We start from the raw sequence: 23,924 nt of genomic DNA, 5'->3' as shown, positions 1-23,924 counted from the left end.
AACCGGCGGCCGGACGCTGCCGCTGAAAACGTTGCGTGGTCGGGACGCGGACGTATAGTCGGTCGTAATGAGTTCGTTCGATCGCGTCACCAGCCCGAAGACCGTCGCGCCTCCGCCGGTATCCACCGACGAGGTGCCGGAGTACGTCCTCGAGCTGGAGCGCGCGGCCGCGTACCTGAGCGACGAACAGCGCGCGCAGCTGCGCAAGGCCTGGCGTCTCGGCGCCGCCGCGCATGCCGGCCAGACCCGCAAATCCGGCGAGCCCTACATCACCCATCCAGTCGCGGTGGCCAAGGTGCTGGCCGAACAGGGGCTCGATGTCGAGACGCTGATCGCGGCCATCCTGCACGACACGCTGGAAGACACCGAGCTCAGTCACGAGCAGCTGACCGAAGAGTTCGGGCCCACCGTCGCCGAGCTCGTCGACGGCGTCACCAAGCTCGACAAGCTTCAGTTCCGCGACCGCCAGGAAGCCGCCGCCGAAAGCTTCCGCAAGATGCTGCTGGCGATGTCGCGCGACCTGCGCGTCATCCTGATCAAGCTCGCCGACCGCCTGCACAACATGCGCACGCTCGGCGCGCAGAGCCCGGAATCGCGCCAGCGCATCGCGCGCGAGACGCTGGAGATCTACGCGCCGATCGCGCAGCGCCTCGGCATGAACCTGTTCAAGGCCGAGCTGCAGGACCACGGCTTCCGCGGCCTGCATCCGTGGCGGCACGCGGTCATCGCCAAGCGCATCCGCACGCAGCCGGTGATGCGGCGCGAGCTGCTCGCCCAGATCGAAGCGAACCTTGCCCAGAAGCTCGCGAAGGAAAAACTCATTCACCGGCTGGTGAGCCGGGTGAAGTCGCCGTGGAGCATCTACACGAAGATGCGCACGGAACATAAGAGCTTCCGCCAGGTGATGGACGTCTTCGGATTCCGCGTGGTGGTGCGCAACGTCGGCGACTGCTACCGCGCGCTCGGCGTGTCGCATAGCGTCTACAAGCCGCTCGATTCGCGCTTCCGCGATTTCATCGCGATTCCCAAGGCGAACGGCTACCAGTCGCTGCATACGGTGCTGTTCGGGCCCTACGGCTCGCCCGTCGAAGTGCAGATCCGAACCGAGGAGATGGACCTCGTCGCCGAGCGCGGCATCGCGGCGCACTGGTCGTACAAGTTCGGTGGCGACGGGTTCAACGGCGCGCAGAGCCGCGCGCATCACTGGATCAGCAATCTCGTCGAATCGCAGCGTTCGGCCGGTTCGTCGCTCGAGTTCCTCGAGAACGTCAAGGTCGACCTGTTCCCCGACGAGGTTTACGTGTTCACGCCGAAGGGCGACATCCTGTCGCTGCCGCGCAATTCCACCGCGCTCGACTTCGCGTTCGCCGTGCACACCGACATCGGCAAGACGGCGGTCGCGGCGCGCGTGGACGGCAAGCTTGTTCCGTTGCGCACCAAGCTTGCGAGCGGCCAGCGCATCGACATCATCACCGCGCGCTCGGCGACGCCGAAGCCGCAGTGGCTGGAGTTCGTGGTCACCGGCAAGGCGCGCACCGCGATCCGCCAGCAGCTCAAGCAGCTCGAGCACGAGGACGCGGTTCAGATCGGCCATCGCATGCTCGACCGCGCGCTCGAAGCGCTCGACACCTCGCTCGAGCGTGTGCCGGCGATCCGCCTCGAGGCGTACCTCGGCGAGAACCGCTATCCGCGCCTCGAAGCACTGTTGGCCGACATCGCGCTCGGCAATCGCATGCCGTCGCAGGTGGCGCTCGCACTGGTACGCGAGCGCGGCGCGAACCTCAAGCGCCGCGCGGAAGACCTGATCGACGGCGTGCAGGACAAGATCCTGATCACCGGCAACGAAAAGGGCGTCATCTCGTTCGCAAGCTGCTGCCTGCCGGTGCCCGGCGATGAAATCATGGGCTACCACACGGCCGGTCGCGGCATCGTCGTGCATCGTCTGGACTGCCCGAACGTCGTCGACTACCGCAAGTCGCCGGATCGCTGGGTGCCGATCGGCTGGGATCGCGAAGTGCACGGTGATTTCCATGCCGCGCTCAAGATCGAAGTCGACAACCGCCCGGGCGCGCTCGCGCAGATCGCCGCGGCGATTGCGGAGGCCAAGGCGAACATCGACCGCGTGGAATACATCGAGCGCGACGCCAACGTTGCCGTGCTGCGCTTCGGCATCGAAGTGAGCGACCGCCGCCACCTCGCCGATGTCATGCGCAAGGTTCGCAAGTTGACGGTCGCGCTCGGCGTGCAGCGCATCTGACGTGTCGACGATCCCGCAACTGCTGGGTCAGGCGGCCCTCGAAGTGCGCCAGCGCGCAGCGAACGCGACGCTGGTCGGCCTGGAAACCGATGAACTCGAGCAACTCGCGGATCGTTTGGTGCAGGCCGCGCAATTGCCCACCGAAACCGCGGTGGCATCGTTGAAGATGCTGGCGCGGCTGTTCGGCGACGACCGCGACGCATGGGCGTCGGTATCACCGGCGTTCGTCGCGTTGATGGACGCGGTGCGCGCGCGGGGCGCATGAGCCGCGCACGGTCTTCCACGTGCGACGTGCGGCGGCGTCACGCGTCGCCAGGCGGCGCCTGTCCGTGAATACATCGATTTTGCTGCTCGGCGTGCTGCTGAGCTCCGTGGGTGCCGGCTATGCCGTGTACGGTCGCAAACAGGGCGCCGGCGTGCCGCTGCTGTGCGGCATCGCACTGATGGTGGTGCCGTACTTCATTTCGAGCGTCCTGCTGCTCGCGCTGGTCGGCGTGGTGATCGCGGTCATTCCGTGGGTGGTGCGCGTCTAGCAACAGCCGGGCGGCCGCGTCGCGCGCCATGCGACGCGACCCGCGACAATCGATGCCGCATCACCGCGTACCATTCCGCGCACGTCCCTTCGACCTCATCGCCATGCGCCAGCCGATCCATACCGACCGTGCCCCCGCCGCCATCGGCCCGTATTCGCAGGCCGTGCGTGCCGGCGACACCGTGTTCCTCTCCGGCCAGATCCCGCTCGATCCCGCCACCGGCGAGCTCGTCAGCGGCGATATCGCGACGCAGGCGCGGCGTGCGTTCGACAACCTGCGCGCGGTCTGCGAAGCCGCGGGTGGATCGCTCGACGGCGTCGTCCGGCTCGGGCTGTACCTCACCGACCTCGCCGACTTCGCCGCGGTGAACGCGGTGATGGCCGACTACTTCCAGGCGCCGTACCCGGCGCGCTCCACGATCCAGGTGTCGGGCCTGCCGAAGGGCGCGCACTTCGAGGTCGACGCGATCCTCGTCCTCGGCTGATCGATGGCCCGCGCGGCGCGACCGACGCCAGCCCTCGCGCCGGCCGGCGATGCGCCGCTGACGTCGCTGCGCGGCTGTGGGCCCGCGCTTGCGGAGAAGCTCGCCTCGCGCGGGCTTGCCACGTTGCAGGACCTGTGGCTGCAGTTGCCGCGCGGTTACGAGGACCGCACGAAGATCGTCGCGATCCGCGACCTGCAGCCCGGCGCCGCCGCGCAGGTCGAGGGCGTGGTCGAAGCGGTCGAGAAGGGTTTCCGCTATCGCCCGATGCTGCGCGTGGCGATCTCCGACGACTCGCACGCCACGCTCATACTGCGGTTCTTCCACTTCCGCGCCACGCAGGTTGCACAGTTCCAACCGGGTACGCGCCTGCGTTGCTACGGAACACCGCGGCTGGGCCCGCAGGGACTGGAAATCGTGCATCCGAGCTATCGCGTCGTCGAGGCGGACGAAGTGCTCGGCAGTGCGCTCGATCCTGTTTATCCGCAGATCGAGAGCGTTGCGCCGGCGACATTGCGTCGCCTGATCGGCCTCGCGATCGAACGCCTGCCGCCCGACGACGCGCTGGAGCTGTTGCCCACCGCGTGGTGGGCCGATCTCGGCCTGCCGTCGTTGCGACACGCGTTGATGACGGTGCATCGCCCGTCGGCCGACGACGACATCGCCGCCCTCCTGTCGGGTCGGCATCCCGCGCAGCGTCGTCTCGCGCTCGAAGAGCTGCTCGCGCATCACCTGAGCCTGCGCGGCCAGCGCCGCGCGCATCGCGCACACGTCGCGCCCGCACTCGCTGATGGCCGCGTGGCCAATCGTCTGCGCGATGGACTTCCGTTCGCTCTGACCGGCGCGCAGTCGCGCGTGTTCGCCGAAGTCGCCGTTGACCTCGCGGAGCCGGTACCGATGCTTCGCCTCGTGCAGGGCGACGTCGGCTCGGGCAAGACCGTCGTAGCCGCGATGGCGGCATTGCTCGCCGTCGGCGGTCGCAAGCAGGCCGCACTGATGGCGCCGACCGAACTGCTGGCCGAGCAGCACCTCAACAACCTGCGCGGTTGGCTGGAACCGCTCGGCGTGCGTGTCACCTGGCTCGCCGGCAAGGTCACCGGCAAGGCGCGTGCGAAGGTGCTGGCCGACGTAGCCTCCGGCGAGGCGCAGGTCGTCGTCGGCACGCACGCATTGATGCAGGAAGGCGTCGCGTTCCACGACCTCGCGCTCGCCATCGTCGACGAGCAGCATCGCTTCGGCGTGCACCAGCGACTCGCGCTGGTCGACAAGGGCTCGCTCGCGCACGGCACCGTGCCGCACCAGCTCGTCATGACCGCGACGCCGATCCCGCGCACGCTCGCGATGGCCGCGTATGCCGACTTGGATGTCTCCACCATCGACGAATTACCGCCGGGCCGCACGCCGGTCACGACGGTCGTGCTCGGATCCGACCGTCGCCCCGAACTGGTCGAACGCATCCGTCGCGCATGCGCGGAAGGCCGTCAGGCGTACTGGGTCTGCACGCTGATCGACGAGAGCGACGAAGTGGTCGCCAAGGCCGCGCAGACCACGTTCGACGAACTCACGGCGCAGCTGCCCGAACTGCGGCTCGGACTCGTGCACGGTCGCATGCGTCCCGCGGAGAAGCAGGCCGCGATGCTTGCCTTCAAGAATGGCGAGACCGATCTGCTGGTCGCGACCACCGTGATCGAAGTCGGCGTCGACGTTCCGAATGCATCGTTGATGATCATCGAGAACGCCGAACGCCTTGGCCTCTCGCAGCTGCACCAGTTGCGCGGGCGGGTAGGGCGCGGCAGCGCGGCGTCGAGCTGCGTGCTGCTGTATCAGCCGCCGCTGTCGCAGATGGCGCGCGAACGTCTGTCGACCATGCGCGAGACCAACGATGGTTTCGTAATCGCCGAGCGCGACCTGCAACTGCGCGGCCCCGGCGAACTGCTGGGCACGCGGCAGACCGGCCTCGCCGAATTCCGGGTCGCCGACCTCACGCGCGATGCGGACCTGCTGCCGCGCGTGCACGAACTCGGCGAACGCATCGCCGATCACGCGCCGGAACTGGCGGCGCGCGTGGTCGCGCGCTGGGTCGGCGGTGCCGTCCGCTACGCCTCGGCGTGATGTCCCGCGTGCTTCGCGCATAATCGGTCGATGAACGAACGCATCCCGCTCCTCATCGATACCGACCCCGGCGTGGACGACGCGCTGGCCCTGTTGATGGCTTTCAACGATCCGCGCCACGACGTCGTCGGTCTGACGATCGCGGCCGGCAACGTCGGCCTCGAACACACCGTCGCCAACGCGCTCAAGCTCTGCGAAGTCGCGAAGGTCGACGTGCCAGTGTTCGCCGGCTGCGCATCGCCGCTGCTGCATCCCGCGCGCGACGCCGCGTACGTGCACGGTCGCGACGGCTTCGGCGACACGGGCTACACGAAGGCCGCGAAGCAAGCCGAGTCCGAGCACGCCGCGCTCGCGATCCTGCGGTTGTCGCACGAGCACGCGGGCAGACTCCTGCTCGTCGCGCTCGGTCCGCTGACGAACATCGCGCTGGCGCTGAAGCTTGATCCCACGCTGCCGTCGCGCATCGCGCGCTTCGTCGTGATGGGCGGCGCCGTCACCGCGCACGGCAACATCACGCCCGCCGCCGAGTTCAACATCGCGTTCGACCCGGAAGCCGCGAAGATCGTGTTCGAGGCGTTTCCGCATATCGACCTCTCCGACTGGGAGGCGACCGTCGCGCACGGCTTCTCGCACGACGAGGCCGAGCGCTGGATGCAGGCCAACCACCCGAAGGCGCGCTTCTACGATTCGATCTCGAAGCAGACGCGCACGTGGTCGAGCAATCGTCGCGGCGACCATTGGCACGCGGCCGACGCGCTGGCGATGGCGTACGCGCTGGAGCCCGAGGGCGCGACGGAGCTGGTCGAAAGGCCGGTCGCGATCGAGCTGGAGGGTCGCCACACACGCGGCGCCACCATAGTCGACTGGCGCCGCGAGGGCGGGGCGGCCGACAACTGCCGGATCTTGATGCGCTACGACCAGGGTCGGTTCGAGCGGCTCATGCGCGAAGCCCTGGGCGCCTGACGGCGTTCAGGCGGTCGACCCGTCACATGGCTTGCACGGCGCCGGGGCGGCCCGTATACTGCCGGGCTCCCCGAATCTAGATTGGTGAATGCCATGAAAGCCGGCATCCATCCCGAGTACCGCGACGTCATCTTCCAGGACGTCACCACCGATTTCTCGTTCCTGACCCGTTCGACGATCCCCTCCAAGGAATCGATCAAGTGGGAAGACGGCAACGAGTACCCGCTCGTGAAGGTCGATATCTCCTCGGCCTCGCACCCGTTCTATACGGGCAAGCACAAGATCGTGGACACCAGCGGTCGCGTGGACAAGTTCCGCAAGCGTTACGCCCAGAAGTAATCCGGTCGCGGGTTCGCCCGCACCGATATTCGTTGACGGCCGCCCCAGGGCGGCCGTTGGCGTTTCCGGCGTCGATGCGCGCGTTTTGCCGGCGGGGTCACGTGGCCGAGACCACGCCATTGGACGATCGGCACAGCCAGCCGACGCAGGCGTATGTGCGATAATCCGCGGCTTGCAAAGCGACCGCTAACGACCTTTCTCCTTCGCGCGGCGACACCGCGCATGCCTCACAGGAGCGCTCCGTGTCTGACACCAAATCCGGCCTGCAGCAGGTCACCCTGACCGCCGGCGATGCCAACGTAACCCTGCCTGTGCAGCACCCGACCCTGGGCGCTCCGTGCATCGACATCGCCAAGCTGCCGAAGGAAACCGGCTGCTTCACCTACGACCCCGGCTTCACCGCCACCGCCAGCTGCAAGTCGGCGATCACGTACATCGACGGCGACGCCGGCGTGCTGCTGTATCGCGGCTACCCGATCGAGCAGCTCGCCGAGAAGTCGAACTTCCTCGAAGTCGCCTACCTGCTGATGAACGGCGAACTGCCGACCACGCAGGAGTTCGACAAGTTCGAACACGAGGTCACGCATCACACGATGATGCATGAGGCCTTCCGCACGTTCCTCTACGGCTTCCGCCACGACGCGCATCCGATGGCGATGCTGGTCGGCATGCTCGGCTCGATGGCGAGCTTCTATCACAACGAACTCGACCTCGAGGACCCGGCGCAGCGCCGCCTCGCCGCGATCCGCCTGATCGCGAAGGTGCCGACGATCGCCGCCGCCTGCCATCGCTATTCGATCGGCTGGCCGATCCGGTATCCGAAGAATTCGCTCGACTACACCACGCGCTTCCTGCACATGATGAAGGAAGTGCCGGCCGAGCCGCTGGAGCTGCATCCTGTCGCCGCGAAGGCACTGGACCTGCTCTTCATCCTGCACGCCGACCACGAGCAGAACGCGTCGACGTCGACCGTGCGCCTGATCGGTTCGACCGGCGCCAATCCGTACGCGTGCATCGCCGGCGGCGTCGCTGCGTTGTGGGGCCCGGCGCACGGTGGTGCGAACGAGGCGGTGCTGAAGATGCTCGCCGAGATCGGTCGTCCCGAGAACGTCAGCAGTGCGGTCGACAAGGCCAAGGACAAGAACTCGGGCTTCCGCCTGATGGGCTTCGGCCATCGCGTCTACAAGAATTACGATCCGCGCGCCGCGCTGGTGCGCAAGATGACGCACGACGTGCTCGGCCAGCTGGGCGTCAACGATCCGCTGCTCGAAGTCGCGCTGAAGCTGGAAGAAGCCGCGCTGAAGGACGAGTATTTCGTGCAGCGCAAGCTGTATCCGAACGTCGACTTCTACTCGGGCCTGATCTACAAGGCGCTCGGTATTCCGGTCGAGATGTTCACGGTGATGTTCGCGATCGCGCGCACCGCGGGCTGGGTCAGCCACTGGCTGGAGCAGCAGGAGGATCCGGAGAACAAGATCGGTCGTCCGCGCCAGATCTACACGGGCGCGGTGCAGCGCGACTACAAGGACGTGTCGAAGCGCTGATCCTGCGTTCGTCGCAGTAGAAGCTCACGAAGCCGCGGCACGTCCGCGGCATGCCCGCGGCTTCGTCGTTTCGGTGCGTCCTGAAATATCGATGACCACGCTCGATGGCGCATCGACCGCCGATGGGCGACGGTCGTGCTCTTCACTGTCCGGTTCGTCCCTAGTGGACAGTGAACCGCAACGCGCGCGCAGCGCTCAGCCCAGCCCGCGCTCGAAATCGTCGATCTCCGCCTCGGCGACGATCTGCCTCAGCTGCGCCACGTTCGCGCGACGCATCGGCTTTTCGTCGACGGGCGACAGCGGCGCCTGCCGCAGCACGTCGTGCGGCAGGACGGTCACGTCGAAGGGCAGCCCGTCCGCGCTGAACACCCAGACCGGGAAGTCCTCGTCGCGATGGCGATCCAGGCGAACGCGTCGGCTGCGCGACTGCGCGGGCACGTCGTTGTCGTCGAGGAAGCGGTGCACCGACTCCGCGTCGTCGACATGCAGGTGCAGCATCACCGGCGAGCGCGCATCGGCCGTGCCTTCCAGCACAGGGCCGACGAGGCGGGGATCGAACGCGCGGAAGAACCGCAGCGCTTCCAACGCGGCTTCGCGACGACGGCGCAGTTCGCCCGCGCTGTCGCGGACGAACAGGCGCTGGTATTGGCGCAGCGCGGCTTCGATCTCGGTATTGCGTGGCAGCGACGCATCGTCGTGGATGCCGAGGCGCTCGGCCGCCTTGAGCTTGGCCTGGTGGTAATCGGCGATGCCGCTCTCGGCCATCAGCCGGGCGGCTTCACCGGCGAGGCGTTCGCGCCGTTCGCGAAGTCGCGACTGTGCGTGCAGGTGAGCGTGCTGACGGGCAGGGCGCATGGCGGGGCTCCGTGGGCAGGCAAGGCGATGAAACCGCCGCCGGCACGCGCCGGCACCTTCACGCTAGCACGCCGATGTCGACGCCCGTTGTCGCGGCGTCGACATCCGTTCAGAGGATCAGAAGATGTCGAACGACTCTTCCGAACCGGTGTCCTGCTGCTGCGACGACGGGCCGTAGTCGATGTCGCTCTGCATGCGCTCGAGGTCTTCCGTCTTGACCCACTCGGTGATGCCGCCGGTTCCGCCGGGGATCAGGCGTCCGCCCGCGCCGACGGTGACCTTGACCATGCCATCCGGCGGATCGTTCGGCTGGATCGGCTGATCCTTCAGCGCGACGCGCATGTAGTCGATCCAGATCGGCAGCGCGGCGCGACCGCCGTACTCGCGGTAGCCGAGCGACTTGAAGTCGTCGCGGCCGACCCAGACGGTGGTGATGTACGGGCCGCCGAAGCCGGAGAACCAGGCGTCGCGGTGATCGTTGGTCGAGCCCGTCTTGCCGCCGACGTCCTCGCGGTTGAGCACGCGCGCAGGCGTGCCCGTGCCGCGCAGCACGACGTCGCGCAGGATCGAGACGATCTGGTAGCCGATGCGTTCGTCGATCGCGCGCGGGGCGATCGCCATCCCCGTCGTGTCGACCTTCTTGGACTTCGAGGCATCCGCGCCGCCCTGGGGCGGCGCTGCGCTCGCGCCAGCCTGCGCGGACGCGCTCGGCGACGGGCCGAGATCGAAGCCGTCGACGACGCTGTTCGCGGATTGCACGGTGGTGCCGGTCGCGCCGGCGACGACCGCGCAGCCATGACAGCCCACGAGTGGCTTCTCCTTGAAGATCACCGCGCCGTTGCGATCCTTCACCGTGTCGATGAACCAGGGCGTGATGCGGTAGCCGCCGTTGTACAGCGCGGCGTACGCGCGCGCGACCGAGATCGGTGTCAGCGACGCGGTGCCGAGCGACATCGACAGGTTCGGCGGAAGGTCCTTTTCTTCGAAGCCGAAATGGCTGATGTACTTACGTGCGTAGTCGACGCCGATGGCGTCGAGCAGGCGCACCGACACCAGGTTGCGCGACTGCACCATCGCTTCGCGAAGACGCATCGGGCCGGCGAAGTTGCCGGTGTCGTTCTGCGGGCGCCATAGATGGCCCACACGATCCTTGAACACGACCGGTGCATCGAGAACGATCGACGCCGGATTGAAGCCGCGTTCGAACGCGGCCGAGTACACGAACGGCTTGAAGCTCGATCCGGGCTGGCGCTTGGCCTGCACGGCGCGGTTGAACTTGTTGCCGGCGAAGCTGTAGCCACCGGTGAGCGCACGCAGCGCACCGTTCATGGCGTCGATCGAAACGAGCGCGCCCTGCGCCTTCGGCAGCTGGTCGAGGCGATAGCCGGCGGCGGCTGCGGTTTGCGCGGGCTTTGCGTCGCTCGCCTTCGCATCGCTGGCTGGCGCGACGTTGCGCACGCGCACCATGTCGCCGCGCTTGAGCGTCGCCAGACTCATGCCTTCCCAGGCGTGCGAGCCGTCGATCGTGACGGTGCGCCCGTCGGCCAGCGCGAGCTGCGCATTGCCGGCCTGCGCCGACAGCACCACCGCGGGCAGCAGTTCGCCCTGCGCCGGGAACGGCGCGAGGCGGCGTCCGGCGGCGACCGCGTCGTCGGCGTCGGCAAGGTCGAAATGACGCTCCGCGCCGCGCCAGCCGTGGCGGCGGTCGTAGGTATGCAGGCCGTCGCGGATCGCCGAGTCGGCCGCCGCCTGCAGCGTCGGGTCGATCGTCGTGTAGACGTGGTAGCCCTTGGTGAGCGCTTCCGGGCCATAGCGCGTCAGCATTTCCTGCCGGACCATCTCGGCGACGTAGGGCGCGTAGACCTCCACGGGGCGCTCGTGCGGCGTCGCATGCATCGGCACGGCCTTGGACTCGGCCGCCTGCGCCGCGCTGATGAACTTCAGCTCGGCCATGCGATCGAGGATGTAGTCGCGACGGCGTTTGGCGCGTGCCGTATTGCTGATCGGGTTGGCCGCGGACGGGAACTTGGGGATGCCGGCCAGCGAGGCCATCTCGTCCAGAGAGAGCTTGTCGAGCGGCTTGCCGTAGTAGTACTCGGCCGCGGCCGCCACGCCGTAGGCGCGATTGCCGAAGAAGCTGACGTTGAGGTAGAGCTCGAAGATCTCGTCCTTGCTGAGTTCGCGCTCCATCCGCATGGCCAGCATCATCTCCGCCAGCTTGCGGGTGTAGCTGTACTCGTTGCTCAGGAAGAACTGGCGGGCGACCTGCTGGGTGATGGTCGAGCCACCCGGCACGCGCTTGTCGTTGGTGGTGGCGAGCAGCCAGACCGCGCGGGCCACACCGGTGAAATCCACGCCGTGGTGCTCGTAGAAGCGCGAGTCCTCGATGGCGATGAACGCCTTCTTCTGCAGGTCCGGGACCTTCTCGATGTCGACCGGATAGCGGCGGGTCTCGCCGAACAGGGCCATCAGGCGCCCGTCCTTGGCGTAGACGTACATCGGTTCCTGGAGCTGCACGTCGCGGAGGGTCTCGACGTCCGGGAGCTTGGGGGCGATGACCGCGTAGAGCGCACCGGCGGCAATCAGGCCGAGGACCAGCAGGCCGGCGCTCGCGAACAGCGCCCAGCGGAGAAGACGACGGAAACGGGGCATCGAGGACGTCGCGTAAAGAAATCGATAAGTGAGTATAGAGGACGGTCTGGCGGGCAAAGTCGGCGTCTACGTCGGAATTCCGGCGATCCGGCCCCTCAACCGTTCATCCAGCCGGTGACGGGTTTTTGTCGGAGGCATCACGAATCGTGATGGCCCGGTTGCCTTGGGGTGAAAAGTCCGTTATCTAGGCAGTGCCGCAAGAAGTGCGTCCAAACGCCTGTGGCAGGGGAGATTCGATGTGGGCGTGATCACGAAGAGCCAGCCGGTCCTGGTTGGCGTGGATATCAGCTCGACCGCAGTCAAGCTGTTGCAGCTCACCCGGGCTGGCAACCGCTACCGCGTCGAGCATTACGCGGTGGAACCGCTGCCGCCCAATGCCGTGGTGGAAAAGAACATCGTCGAGGTCGAGGCGGTGGGCGAAGCCATCAAGCGCGCCGTGGCCCGGTCGGGCACTCGCGCCAAGGGGGCCGCTGCCGCGGTCGCCGGGTCGGCGGTCATCACCAAGGTCATTCCGATGCCGTCGGATCTAGACGGTGACGAGCTCGAGGCGCAGGTCGAACTGGAAGCGGCGAACTACGTGCCGTATCCGATCGACGAAGTGAACCTCGACTTCGAGGTCCTCGGCCCGATGCCGAACACGCCGGACACCGTGCAGGTGCTGCTGGCGGCGTCGCGCTCGGAGAACGTCGAGATCCGCGCCTCCGCGCTGGAACTCGGCGGGCTCACGGCGCGAGTGATGGACGTCGAGAGCTTCGCGATCGAAAACGCCTTCGCGCTCCTGTCCGAGCAGCTGAAGACGCCGCGTGACGGGCTCGTCGCGCTGGTCGACTCCGGCGCGACGATGACGACGCTCTACGTCCTCCGCAACGGCCGCACGATCTACTCGCGCGAGCAGGTCTTCGGCGGCAAGCAGCTCACCGACGAAGTGATGCGCCGCTACGGGCTGTCCTACGAGGAAGCCGGCCAGGCCAAGCGCCAGGGCGGGCTGCCCGAGGGCTACCAGACCGAAGTGCTGGAGCCGTTCAAGGAGGCGATGGTCCAGCAGATCAGCCGCCTGCTGCAGTTCTTCTACGCGGGCAGCGAGTTCAATCGCGTCGACCAGCTCGTCATCGCCGGTGGCGGTGCGTCGATTACCGGCATCGACCGGATGCTCGAAGACCAGCTCGGCGTGCCGACGATGGTCGCCAACCCGCTCGCGAACATGACGCTGGGGCCGCGCGTGCAGCCGCACGCCCTCGCGCAGGACGCGCCCTCGCTCATGATCGCCTGCGGGCTCGCGCTGAGGAGCTTCGACTGATGGCACGCATCAATCTCCTCCCGTGGCGCGTCGAGCGCCGCAAGCAGCGCCAGAAAGAGTTTGGCGTGATGCTCGGCGCCACCGCGATCGGTGCGCTGGTGCTCGCGATGGGCATCAACATGTACTACGGCGCGCAGATCGACGGCCAGACGGAGCGCAATACCTTCGTCCAGCAGCAGATCGACGACGTCGACAAGCAGATCACCGAGATCGCCGAGCTCAACAAGACCAAGGCGCGCCTGCTTGCCCGCAAGGAAGTCATCGAGAAGTTGCAGGCCAGCCGTTCGCAGATGGTCCACCTGTTCGATTCGCTGGTCCGCACCATCCCCGATGGCGTCGTCCTGACCTCGATCAAGCAGGACGACCAGTCGCTCACGCTGGAAGGGCGCTCGCAGTCCAATGCGCGCGTCAGTACCTACATGCGCAGCCTCGAGAGTTCGGGCTGGATGACGGATCCGCAGCTCTCGATCATCGAGGCAAAGGGCGAGGACAAGGGCCTCCCGTACACGTTCAGCCTGAGCGTCAAGCTCGCCGATCCGAACGCACCGCGCGACACCGACGGTGACGGCGTGCCGGATGCCGCGACTGCGACGCCGGCCGCCACGTCGACGACTGCGCCGGCAACGACGACTCCGGCCGCGCCGGCGGCGACGCCCGCTCCGGCGACTGCCGCACCTGCCACCCCCGCTGCGCCCGCGCCGGCACCTGCCGCGGCGTCGACCACCCCGGGAGCCAAGTCGTGAGCAAACTCGATCTCGACTTCAACAACATCGGCTCGTGGTCGCGCCAGGCCAAGGCCGGGTTCTGCGCGATCATCGCCGTAGTGATCCTCGTCCTGTTCTGGTTCCTCTTCATCAGCGACAAGCGTGAAGAACTCGCCGGCCTGGAACGCACCGAAGCCGACCTGCGCCAGACCTACGAGAAGAAGCAGGGCGAGGCGGCCAATCTGGGTGCGCTCAAGCAGCAGCTCGTGCAGATGGAAGCGCAGCTCCAGCAGATGCTCCGCCAGCTGCCGAGCAAGAACGAGATGCCCGACCTCATCGTCGACATTTCGCAGACCGCGCTCGCCACCGGCATCACCAACGAGCTGTTCCAGCCGGGCGACGAGCAGCCGAAGGACTTCTACGCCGAGAAGCCGATCGCGCTCCGCATGGTGGGTACCTACCACCAGTTCGGCGCGTTCATGAGTGGCGTGGCCTCGCTGCCGCGCGTGGTCATCATGACCATGCACGACATCTCGCTGAAGCCGAAGAATGCGCAGGCCGGCAACGGCGTCGCGGCGAACGACGGCCTCCTCGAGCTGTCGGGAACGGTCAAGACCTACCGCTACCTCGACGAAGACGAAGTCGCGAAGCAGGCAGCGCCGGCAAACGGCGCGGCGCCCGCGAACGGTCAGCCGGCCAACGGCGCGAAGGGAGGCTGACATGCAGACGATGCGATCCACGATCGTCCGGAGCTTCGTGCTCGCCGCCGCCCTCGCGGGTTGCGCGCGCGGCATCACGAGCCGGCCCGGCGACGCACCCAACCTCCAGAAGTGGCTCGACGACACGAAGGCGCGTCCCGCGCCGCCGCTCGACCCGCTTCCGGTGATGCAACAGTTCGAAACGTTCGAATACGCCGCGCAGTCGCTGCGTGATCCGTTCAGCCGCGCCTTCACCGACGACGGCGGCGGCAACGGCCCGCGTCCGGATTCGGCGCGACGCAAGCAACCGCTCGAGGCTTTCCCGTTGGACAGCCTCGACATGGTCGGCACGCTCGGCAAGGGCGCGGGTGTCACCGCGCTGGTGATGGCACCCGACAAGGTGACCTACCGCGTGCGGCCGGGCGATTACATGGGGCAGTCCGACGGCCGCGTCACCGCGGTGTTCGAGGATCGCATCGAAGTAGTGGAACTGGTGCCCGACGGGGCGGGTGGCTGGCTTGAACGGCCGGCCACGCTGGCACTCGACGACAACAAGTGATGCTGAGGGGATGAGGATCATGATTTCGAACACTGCCCAATCCGCAAGGACGGCCCGTCCCCTGATCGGGGTGCGGCTCGCGGGACTCGCCCTCGGCATGCTGGCCGCTCTCGGCAGCGTCCAGGCGGCACCGCCTGCACCCGCGGCGCCGGTCGCCCCGGCACCGAGCCTGGACCCGGCGAAGCAATTGCCCGGGGCCGTCTCCGTCGCCGACATCGACTTCAAGCGCGGCGAAGACGGTGCAGGCCGCCTGGTCGTGCATTTCAGCGGTGACGGCGCGATGCCCGACCTGCGCAAGACGGGCTCGAACGTCGTCATCGACATCGGCAACGCACAGCTTCCAGCGAACCTGCGCAAGACGCTGGACGTGAGCGACTTCGCCACGCCGGTCACGCGCATCGACCCGCGCAACAGCGGCGCGGGCACGCAGCTTGTGCTCGATACCAGCGGGTCGTTCGACTCGATGGCCTACCAGACCGGCCGCGACTACATCGTCGAGATTTCACCGAAGGCCGCGACAAGTTCGCGCGCCGTCGGTGGCACCGCTGACGTCCGTGCCGCCGCTGCGCAGGTCACTGCTGCGAACGCGGCGACGCGTTACTCGGGCAAGCCGGTTACGTTCAACTTCCAGGACGTGCCGGTACGCACCGTCCTGCAGCTGATCGCCGAGGAATCGGGCCTCAACCTGGTCGCGTCGGACACGGTGCAGGGCAACGTGACCCTGCGCCTCGTCAACGTGCCGTGGGACCAGGCACTCGACATCGTCCTGCAGGCCAAGGGCCTCGACAAGCGTCGCAGCGGCAACGTTGTGTGGGTCGCGCCGCAGTCCGAAATCGCGAAGTACGAGCAGGATCGCGAAGACGCCCGCATCGCGATCGACAACCGCACGGATCTCGTTACCGAGTATGTGCAGATCAACTATCACAACGCCGATGCGATCTTTAAGGCGTTGACGGAAGCGAAGGGTATCCAGGGCGCGGGCGGCGCCGGCGGATCTGGCGCAGGTAGCGCTCAGACCGGCGACACGGGCTTCCTGTCGTCGCGTGGGCGCCTCGTCTCTGACGAGCGCACCAATACGCTCATGATCAGCGACATTCCGAAGAAAGTCGCGGCGATGAAGGAGTTGATTCGCGTCATCGACCGGCCCGTCGACCAGGTTGTCATTGAAGCCCGCGTCGTGATCGCGACGGATACGTTCTCGCGGGAGCTTGGCGCGAAATTCGGTGTAAGCGGCGCTTCAGGCAAGACGGGCGACCGTAGCTCGCTCGGTTTCGGCGGGTCGGCGGAAGCATCGGCCGCTAACGCCACATCCCGTGGCAACGCCGTATCGACTGGTACTGCTGCCACCATCAGTCGCACGCTGATGACCAACCTCCCGGTTGCGAGCCCGGCCGGCGCGATCGGCCTGTCGATTCTCAACGCGGGCTATCTGCTCGACGCCGAGCTGTCCGCGCTTCAGACCGAAGGGCGTGGCGAGGTGATCTCCAACCCGCGCGTCGTCACCAGCAACCAGCGCGAGGCCGTGATCACTCAGGGTAAGGAAGTCGGCTACGTGACGATTTCGCCTGCTGTCGCGGGTAGCGTCCCGACCCCGAACGTCCAGTTCAAGGACGTCGTCCTGCAGATGCGCGTGACCCCGACGATCACCAACGACGGTCGCGTGTTCCTGAACATGTCGGTCAAGAAGGACGAGGTCGAAGGCTTCATCGACACCTCGATCGGCCAGGTTCCGCAGATCAGCAAGCGCGAAGTCAATACGGCGGTGCTCGTGGAGGACGGCCAGACGGTCGTGATCGGCGGTGTCTACGAGTTCACGGATCGCAAGGACATCACCAAGGTGCCGTTCCTCGCCGACATCCCGTGGCTGGGCAACCTGTTCAAGAAGAACGGTCGCACCAAGGACAAGGCCGAGCTGCTGATCTTCGTGACGCCGAAGGTGCTGCACGTCGCGCAGCGCTGAGCGATCGACGAATGATGTTCGACGGACGGGGCCCAAGCGGCCCCGTTTCCGTTGGTGGCGGCGTGATTACGCTCGTGAAGGCACTGTCGGAACTCCCGGCGGGCGATCAGGTCAGAATGCGCGAATGAACGCGCAGGAACACACCATGGATGCGGACCCCGGCGCCGAGCGCCTGCACCGTCTTTTCAGCGACCTGCGCGATGCGCTGCAAGCGGAGATCGTCGGCCAGTCGACGCTTGTCGAGCGCCTTCTGGTCGCGCTGCTCGCCGACGGCCATCTCCTGGTGGAAGGCGCGCCCGGGCTGGCCAAGACCAGCGCCATCCGCGCACTCGCGGCCCGGCTGCACGCCGATTTCGCGCGCGTGCAGTTCACGCCGGACCTGCTCCCTGCCGATCTCACCGGCACCGAGGTGTGGCGGCCGCAGGACGGGCGCTTCGAGTTCCAGCCGGGGCCGATCTTCCATCACGTGCTGCTTGCCGACGAGATCAATCGCGCGCCGGCGAAGGTGCAGTCGGCGCTGCTGGAGGCCATGGGCGAACGTCAGGTGACGGTCGGGCGCGCGACGTATGCGCTGCCGCAGCTCTTCCTCGTCATGGCGACGCAGAATCCGATCGAACAGGAAGGCACGTTCCCGCTGCCCGAAGCGCAGCTCGATCGCTTCCTGATGCATGTGCGGATCGGCTATCCCGACGCGGACGTGGAAACCGAAATCCTGCGGCTCGCACGTGATCGCGCGCGCGACGCGCTCGATGGGTCGACGTCCGCATCTACGGCCGCGATCGAGCGGCTGTCGGTCGATGACGTGTTCGCTGCGCGCCGCCACGTGCTGTCGCTGCACGTCGCGCCGGCCGTTGAACGCTACCTTGTCGAAATCGTGCTGGCCTCTCGCGATGCGCAGCGCTACGACGCCGCACTCGCGCGACGCATCGCCTGGGGTGCGAGCCCGCGCGGCTCGATCGCACTCGAACGCTGCGCACGCGCGCATGCCTGGCTCGCAGGCCGCGATTACGTGACGCCGGACGACGTGCGCAGCGTTGCGCCCGACGTGCTTCGCCATCGCGTGCTACCCAGTTTCGAGGCCACGGCCGAAGGCTGGGATGGTGGTCGACTCGTCGGCGAGCTGCTGGCGCGGGTGCCGTTGCCCTGAGCGCGCCGCCATGCGCAACGCCACCCCGCAAGTTCCCGACGGCGTCACGCCGACGATCACCGAACTCGTCGCGTTGCGCGGCGTCGCGGCGAGCCCGCGTCATGCGCGCCGCGTGCGCACGACCCACGCCGGCCTCGCCAATTCACCGATGCGCGGCCGCGGCATGGAGTACGCCGAATCGCGCGAATACACGGTCGGCGACGACGCGCGCCATGTCGATTGGCGGCTGACCGCGCGCACCGGCCGCGCGCACACGAAGGTCTTCCACGCCGAACGCGAACGGCTGACGCTGCTGGTGGTCGACACCAATGCGGCGCTGTATTTCGGCACGCGGGTGCGCTTCAAGTCCGTGCAGGCGGCGCGCGCCGGCGCGGTGATCGCTTGGCATGCGGTCGGCGAGGGCGACCGTGTCGCCGTATTGCGCGCCAGTCCGCGCGAGGCGCCGGTGTCGCCCGCTGGCGGTCCGCGCGGTGCGTTGCGCGTAATCGATGCGCTGTCGCGCTGGTATGCGACGCGTCCCGAAGACGACCTCGGCCTGCCGACCGCGCTCGAACGCGCGCAGCGACTGCTGCGTCCCGGCGCGCGGGTCGTCGTGCTTGCCGACCCGTCGAGTCTTGAAACCGTTCCATTGCATCGATGGAGCGCGCTTGCGCGCCATCACGACGCGGCCATCGTGTTGCTCAACGACCCGATCGAAACCGCGCCACCATCGCTGAGCGTGCCGTTCTCGACCGGCGATGGCCGTGTCGAAGTCGCACTCGACGACCGCGAAACGCGTGATCGATGGCTCGCACGGTTCGCGGCGCCCCTGCAACGTGCGACCGAAGCGCTGCCGGGTCGCGGCGTGCGCGTCATGGCGCTGTCGACCACCGACCCATCCGAGGCCTGCCTAGCATTGCTTCGCGGCCGCGTCGCGCAGGTGGCCTGATGGCGGACGGCTTGCTGCTGCGCGACGTACATCGTCCACCGCCGCCGCCGCTTTGGCCGCTGGCGCCGGGCTGGTGGCTGCTGCTGGCCGCGGTGGTGGCGTTGTCGGCGATCGTCGTGATCGTGCTCCGACGCCGCGCGCGCCGACGCGCGACGGCCATCGCCATGTTCGATACCGAACTCGCCGCCGCGGACACGAGCGTCGCGCGACTCGCACGAAGTTCCGAGCTGCTGCGACGCGCCGCGCGCCGCATTCGCGCCGACGCGGATCGGCTCGATGGTGACGACTGGCTCCGCTTCCTCCAGACACGCGACCTGCGTTTCATCGACGGACCCGGTCGCCTGGTGCTCGACGGCGCATTCCGTCCACATGTCGACGCGCGCGCGACCGACGAAGCCGTTCGTCTCGCACGCGAACGCTTCGTGCAGTTGATGGAGCGCCGCGCATGATGGGTCTTCGCGACGCATACGACTTGCTGCAATGGCCCGCGTGGCTGCTCGCGATTCCGCTGCCCTGGATCGCATCGAGGTTGATGCCGGCGCCGCGCAGCGACGGCGCGGCGTTGCGCATGCCGCTGCCGGAACGCCTGCGCGACATCGTCGGGGCATCGGCGACGCGCGCGACGCGGCGCGGTGTCGGCGTGTTCGCGGGAATTGCGTGGGTCCTGCTGTGCATCGCCGCCGCGCGACCGCAGGAATTGGGTCCGCCGGTGCAGCCGCCTACGAAAGGTCGCGATCTGATGCTTGCGCTCGACCTGTCCGGCAGCATGAACGAGCCGGATATGGAACTCGGCGGCAACGTCGTCGACCGCCTCACCGCGGCGAAGGCGATCCTGTCCGACTTCATCGATCGGCGCGCCGGTGATCGGCTCAGTCTCCTCGTGTTCGGCCGGCAGGCGCATGTGCTGACGCCGTTCACGCTCGATCGCGACACCGTGCGCGACCAGCTCGCCGACAGCGTGGTCGGGTTGGCGGGCCAGGAAACCGCGATCGGCGACGCGATCGGCCTCGCCGTGCGACGCCTGCGCGAGCAACCCGCCGGCGAGCGCGTGCTGGTGCTGCTTACCGACGGCGTCAACACCGCGGGCGTGCTGGATCCGCGCAAGGCGGCGCGCATCGCTGCGGATACGGGCGTGCGCGTGCACACCGTTGCGTTCGGTGGCGAGGGCGGCATGTCGCTGTTCGGATTCCATATTCCATCGCCCGGTGGCGGCGACGAGATCGACGAATCGACGTTGCGCGAAATCGCCGGCACGACGGGCGGGCGCTTCTTCCGCGCGCGCGACACCAGCGAGCTTGCGGGCATCTACGCCGAGATCGACCGACTCGAGCCCATCGCGCAACCCGGCCGCGCGGTGAGGCCGCACATCGAGCGCTACATGTGGCCGCTAGCCGCGGCATTCGCTTTCGCGCTGCTCGCGGCGCTGCAATGGAAGCGCCGCGCATGATCGCGCTCGGCCCGCTGAACCTGCTGCGGCCGGACTGGCTGTTCGCGTTGCTCGCGTTGCCGGCGCTGTGGTGGTGGCTGCGTCGTCGACGCTCGACCGGCGCAGCGTGGAAACGCGCGGTCGATCCGCACCTGCTTCCGCACCTGCTCGCGTCCGGACGCGCGTCCACCCATCGCATCGCAGCGTGGGCCGCGGTACTCGCGTACACATTGGCGGTGATCGCGCTGGCCGGCCCCGCATGGCGACAGATCGATATGCCGACGTGGGAAACGCGCGAGCCGCTGGTCGTCGCGGTCGACCTCTCCAGCGCGTCGCTCGCCAACGACCTGCCGCCGACGCGCGTCGCGCAGCTGCGTGCACGGCTTGCACGGCTGCTGAAGTCGCCGCACAGCGGCCCGATCGCACTGGTCGCGTTCGCGGACGACGCGTTCACCGTTGCACCGCTGACCGACGACGCAGCGAACGTCGCGTTGTTCGTCGACGCACTCGAGCCCGGCGTCATGCCGGTCGATGGCCAGTCGCCCGCGCGCGCGATCGCGCAGTCGCGCGAGCTCATCGAACGCGCGGGGTTTCCTCGCGGGCGCATCGTGCTGGTCACCGACCACGCCGACGGCGACGCGCTACGCGCGGCGAGCGACGCGCAGAACGTGGGCATCACGGTGTCGGCGTTGGGGCTTGGGATGCCGGCAGGCGCCACGCTGCGAACGCCGGGCGGTTCGACAGTGAAGGTGGCCCTCGACGAGAGTTCGATGCGCGCACTCGCACGCAGCGGCGGCGGGAGCTATGCGCGGCTCGCGCTGGATGGCAGCGACGACGCGGTGTTCGCGACGCCATCCGGTGCGGGCGCACGACGTGGCGGCGAGGGCGGTCGCGCATGGGCCGACGAAGGCTTCCGGCTCGTCCCGTTGGTCATGCTGCTCGCGCTGATCGTGCTTGTCCGTCGACCGCGCGCCGCGGCGCTACTGCTCGTCGTCGCGTTGATGCCGCGGCCGTCGTTGGCGGCGGATCTGTTCCATCGCGCCGACCAGCGCGCGTGGCGCGAGGTCGATCGCGGCATCGAGGCCTATCGTCGAGGCGATTTCGAAAAGGCCGCGGCGCAATTCGCGCAGGCCGACGGCGCCGACGCCCACTACAACCGAGGCAACGCGCTCGCGAAGGCCGGGCAGTTGCAGGATGCGGTCGCCGCGTACGACGAGGCACTGCGTCGCAAGCCGGGCATGGCGGACGCGGTTGCGAACCGCAACGCGGTCCTGCAGGCAATGAAGCGCCCGCCGCCGCAGCAGAAGGGCGGCCAGCAGCAGTCGGGAAAGAACGGCGGAACGTCGCAGCAGTCGCAGAAGCCACGCAACTGCGCGCCGGGCGATGCGCAGTGCAACGGGCAGTCGTCGTCGCCGAAGCCCTCCAGCGGGCAGACGCCGGCGCCGAAGCAGAACGGCACGTCGCCGCCGAAACCCGCGGATGCGACGCGCCAGGCGCAGGCCGACGCTGCGCAACGCGAACGCATGCAGCGCGCGCTGCAGCAGGCGAAGGCGACCGCTGAGAAGGCGAAGGCCCCGCCGATGACGCCGGAGCAGCGCGAGCGTCGACTATCGGACGAAGCCGCGCTCATGCGTGTGCCGGACGAGCCCGGCAACCTGCTGCGCGAGAAGTTCAGGCTCGAATACGAACGACGCCAGGTTGGAGGTCGCCGCTGATGCGTGTCGCACGCCTGCTGGTCGCAGTCGTTCTGCTGGCATTCGCCACCGTCGCCGGCGCGCAGACGCGCGCGTGGCTCGATCGCGACCGCATTGCTGTGGGTGAAACCACGACGCTGAACGTCGAGACCGACGCGAACGACGCGCCGGATTACGCGCCGCTGCTGCGCGACTTCGACCTGAGCGGGCAGGCGAGCCAGCAACAGCTGCAATGGGTCAACGGGCAGGTCAGTCGACGCAGCCTCTATGCGGTCGCGCTGCGGCCGCGTCGCGACGGTCTGGTCACCATTCCGTCGTTGCGCGTCGGCGGCGCGACGACCGAACCGCTCACCTTGCTGGTGACGCCTGCACCGAACACGCCCGCGATGTCGGGCAACGCGGATGTCTTCATCGAAAGCGAAGCCGATTCGCAGGACCCCTACGTGCAGCAATCGGTCGGCTGGGTCGTTCGGCTGTATTCGGCGATTCCGTTGATTGCAGGGCAGCTCGACCAGCCCGAGCCCAGTGGAGCGAGCCTGCAACGTGTCGGCGACGACGTGCAGTACCGGCGCACGGTCGGTGGTCGCTCGTACGTGGTGACGGAGCGCCGCTTCATGCTCGTGCCCGAACGCAGCGGAGAACTCGTCGTGCCCCCGGCGAGCTTCGAAGGTCGCGGCAGCGGCAATGCCTTCGACCAGTTGTTCGGCGACGGCCAGTCCGCGCTGCACGCCGTCGCACGGCCGCGCATCCTGCAGGTGCGTCCGATTCCCGCCACCGCGCCGACGCCGTGGTTGCCGCTGCGCGCACTGTCGATGCGCTATCTCGAGCAGCCGCGCAACGCGCGCGCGGGGGCGGCGGCCAGTGTCGTCGTCGAAGTGCAGGCCGACGGCGCGGGCGCGGCGCAATTGCCGGACCTGCAGATCACGGCACCGGATGGCGCGCAGGTGTTCCCGGAGCGTCCGCAGTCGGACGAGTCGATGGTGGACGGGCGTCCGCACGTGCGCGAGCAGCGCCGTTTTTCGATCGTGCCGTCGCGCGCGGGCACGCTGGTGATTCCAGGCCCGCGCATCGACTGGTGGGACAGCCGCGCGGGCGAGGCGCGTTCGACGCGGCTGCCGCCGATCACGCTCGCCGTCGCACCCGGCGCGGCGCCGGCCGCGGACGCGCAGCCGCGCGATGACGCCCCGGCAGGCGTGCCATCCGCGCGGCACACGGATCGCCGCGTAGTGGTTGTCGGCATCGCGCTGCTCGTCGCGTTGTTGCTGGTCGGCGTTGGCTTGTGGCGCGTGCGCTCGTCGCGTCGCGACGACGGGATGGTGCAGCGAGTGGACGTGTCGTCGGGCGTGCCGCGTCCGATAACGACGACGGTATCGACATCGACATCGACACCGCCGCCTTTTCCGATGCCGGCCGCCCCGCCGCAAACGCCGGCGATGACGACGCCCTCCGGCGAATCGTCGGTGCCCAGCCTTGCGCGCGCGCTCGAGCTTGGCGATCTCGCGGACATCGACGCCGCACTGCGGCATCTTGCGGGCGGCGAGTCGGTCGACCTCGAAGCCGTCGCCGCGCGCCTGGACGACGCCGCGCAACGCGACGCGGTCGATCGCCTGCGTCGCGCGCGCTGGGGCGCGGGTGATCCGGCCGACGCGCGCGCGCGCTTGCGCGCCGCCTTCGCGTCGGGACCGCGCTGGCGCCGCGTCGCCAAGCCCGCGCGCGGGGCGTTGCCTCCGCTGTACCCGTCCGGCTGAGACGGGCGCCGCCGGGCGGTCGCGATG

General features: G+C 68.2%; 21 protein-coding genes. 19 read left to right on the top strand and 2 right to left on the bottom strand.

Annotated features, from left to right (window positions below; translation table 11 throughout):
- Positions 1-67: 67 nt before the first annotated feature.
- The 8 genes from ACKTTN_RS00280 to ACKTTN_RS00245 all read left to right on the top strand — a co-directional run bounded on the left by ACKTTN_RS00280 (position 68) and on the right by ACKTTN_RS00245 (position 8,229).
- Positions 68-2,257, top strand: a complete 2,190-nt coding sequence (locus ACKTTN_RS00280; protein ID WP_407907879.1) for a RelA/SpoT family protein — start codon at positions 68-70, stop codon at positions 2,255-2,257.
- Position 2,258: 1 nt separating this feature from the next.
- The gene (locus ACKTTN_RS00275; RefSeq protein WP_407907878.1) at positions 2,259-2,522 is read left to right on the top strand and encodes a hypothetical protein; all 264 of its coding nucleotides are present in this window, start codon (positions 2,259-2,261) and stop codon (positions 2,520-2,522) included.
- Between the two features lie 64 nt (positions 2,523-2,586).
- The gene (locus tag ACKTTN_RS00270) at positions 2,587-2,790 is read left to right on the top strand and encodes a hypothetical protein (protein WP_407907877.1); all 204 of its coding nucleotides are present in this window, start codon (positions 2,587-2,589) and stop codon (positions 2,788-2,790) included.
- A gap of 103 nt (positions 2,791-2,893) precedes the next feature.
- Positions 2,894-3,274 (top strand): RidA family protein, encoded by a 381-nt coding sequence (locus ACKTTN_RS00265; protein WP_407907876.1) that lies wholly within the window; start codon positions 2,894-2,896, stop codon positions 3,272-3,274.
- Between the two features lie 3 nt (positions 3,275-3,277).
- Positions 3,278-5,383, top strand: a complete 2,106-nt coding sequence (recG, locus tag ACKTTN_RS00260) for an ATP-dependent DNA helicase RecG (RefSeq protein ID WP_407907875.1) — start codon at positions 3,278-3,280, stop codon at positions 5,381-5,383.
- 30 nt (positions 5,384-5,413) lie between these two features.
- Entirely contained in the window at positions 5,414-6,346 is a 933-nt protein-coding gene (locus tag ACKTTN_RS00255) for a nucleoside hydrolase (RefSeq protein WP_407907874.1), read from the top strand.
- Between the two features lie 93 nt (positions 6,347-6,439).
- The gene (locus ACKTTN_RS00250; protein WP_027082033.1) at positions 6,440-6,685 is read left to right on the top strand and encodes a type B 50S ribosomal protein L31; all 246 of its coding nucleotides are present in this window, start codon (positions 6,440-6,442) and stop codon (positions 6,683-6,685) included.
- Between the two features lie 242 nt (positions 6,686-6,927).
- Positions 6,928-8,229, top strand: a complete 1,302-nt coding sequence (locus ACKTTN_RS00245) for a citrate synthase (protein ID WP_407907873.1) — start codon at positions 6,928-6,930, stop codon at positions 8,227-8,229.
- A gap of 195 nt (positions 8,230-8,424) precedes the next feature.
- Here the strand turns inward: ACKTTN_RS00245 and ACKTTN_RS00240 are convergent, their stop codons facing one another.
- Both ACKTTN_RS00240 and ACKTTN_RS00235 read right to left on the bottom strand, forming a co-directional pair.
- Complete coding sequence (locus ACKTTN_RS00240) at positions 8,425-9,084, bottom strand: hypothetical protein (RefSeq protein ID WP_407907872.1); 660 nt, start codon at positions 9,082-9,084, stop codon at positions 8,425-8,427.
- 117 nt (positions 9,085-9,201) lie between these two features.
- Positions 9,202-11,736, bottom strand: a complete 2,535-nt coding sequence (locus ACKTTN_RS00235) for a penicillin-binding protein 1A (protein WP_407907871.1) — start codon at positions 11,734-11,736, stop codon at positions 9,202-9,204.
- A gap of 238 nt (positions 11,737-11,974) precedes the next feature.
- Here ACKTTN_RS00235 and ACKTTN_RS00230 point away from each other — a divergent pair, with 238 nt between their 5' ends.
- The 11 genes from ACKTTN_RS00230 (at position 11,975) to ACKTTN_RS00180 (ending at position 23,897) form a co-directional block, all read left to right on the top strand.
- Positions 11,975-13,033 carry a pilus assembly protein PilM gene (locus tag ACKTTN_RS00230; protein WP_407907870.1) on the top strand — a complete coding sequence of 353 codons (1,059 nt, stop codon included), beginning with the start codon at positions 11,975-11,977 and terminating at the stop codon, positions 13,031-13,033.
- Positions 13,033-13,776 (top strand): PilN domain-containing protein, encoded by a 744-nt coding sequence (locus tag ACKTTN_RS00225; RefSeq protein ID WP_407907869.1) that lies wholly within the window; start codon positions 13,033-13,035, stop codon positions 13,774-13,776. Before ACKTTN_RS00230 ends, ACKTTN_RS00225 begins: the two co-directional genes overlap by 1 nt.
- Positions 13,773-14,456 carry a type IV pilus inner membrane component PilO gene (locus ACKTTN_RS00220; RefSeq protein ID WP_407907868.1) on the top strand — a complete coding sequence of 228 codons (684 nt, stop codon included), beginning with the start codon at positions 13,773-13,775 and terminating at the stop codon, positions 14,454-14,456. The genes ACKTTN_RS00225 and ACKTTN_RS00220 overlap by 4 nt, the downstream gene beginning before the upstream one ends.
- Before the next feature lie 10 nt (positions 14,457-14,466).
- On the top strand, positions 14,467-14,994 hold the full coding sequence (locus ACKTTN_RS00215; protein WP_407908680.1) for a pilus assembly protein PilP: 528 nt from the start codon (positions 14,467-14,469) through the stop codon (positions 14,992-14,994).
- A gap of 19 nt (positions 14,995-15,013) precedes the next feature.
- Positions 15,014-16,954: a type IV pilus secretin PilQ gene (locus ACKTTN_RS00210; RefSeq protein WP_407907867.1), complete on the top strand. Its 1,941-nt coding sequence runs from the start codon at positions 15,014-15,016 to the stop codon at positions 16,952-16,954.
- A 124-nt stretch (positions 16,955-17,078) separates the two neighbouring features.
- Entirely contained in the window at positions 17,079-18,101 is a 1,023-nt protein-coding gene (locus ACKTTN_RS00205) for an AAA family ATPase (RefSeq protein WP_407907866.1), read from the top strand.
- On the top strand, positions 18,052-19,029 hold the full coding sequence (locus ACKTTN_RS00200) for a DUF58 domain-containing protein (protein WP_407907865.1): 978 nt from the start codon (positions 18,052-18,054) through the stop codon (positions 19,027-19,029). The genes ACKTTN_RS00205 and ACKTTN_RS00200 overlap by 50 nt, the downstream gene beginning before the upstream one ends.
- Positions 19,029-19,478: a DUF4381 family protein gene (locus ACKTTN_RS00195; protein ID WP_407907864.1), complete on the top strand. Its 450-nt coding sequence runs from the start codon at positions 19,029-19,031 to the stop codon at positions 19,476-19,478. Before ACKTTN_RS00200 ends, ACKTTN_RS00195 begins: the two co-directional genes overlap by 1 nt.
- The gene (locus ACKTTN_RS00190) at positions 19,475-20,476 is read left to right on the top strand and encodes a vWA domain-containing protein (RefSeq protein ID WP_407907863.1); all 1,002 of its coding nucleotides are present in this window, start codon (positions 19,475-19,477) and stop codon (positions 20,474-20,476) included. Before ACKTTN_RS00195 ends, ACKTTN_RS00190 begins: the two co-directional genes overlap by 4 nt.
- On the top strand, positions 20,458-22,170 hold the full coding sequence (locus ACKTTN_RS00185) for a VWA domain-containing protein (protein ID WP_407907862.1): 1,713 nt from the start codon (positions 20,458-20,460) through the stop codon (positions 22,168-22,170). The genes ACKTTN_RS00190 and ACKTTN_RS00185 overlap by 19 nt, the downstream gene beginning before the upstream one ends.
- Positions 22,170-23,897: a BatD family protein gene (locus tag ACKTTN_RS00180; RefSeq protein ID WP_407907861.1), complete on the top strand. Its 1,728-nt coding sequence runs from the start codon at positions 22,170-22,172 to the stop codon at positions 23,895-23,897. Before ACKTTN_RS00185 ends, ACKTTN_RS00180 begins: the two co-directional genes overlap by 1 nt.
- The last annotated feature ends 27 nt before the right edge of the window (positions 23,898-23,924 follow it).

The organism is Lysobacter claricitrinus, assembly GCF_045866565.1.
GTDB lineage: Bacteria > Pseudomonadota > Gammaproteobacteria > Xanthomonadales > Xanthomonadaceae > Cognatilysobacter > Cognatilysobacter claricitrinus.
Note: the sequence above shows the minus strand (reverse complement) of the source record. Positions and strands in the feature narration are given on the sequence as shown.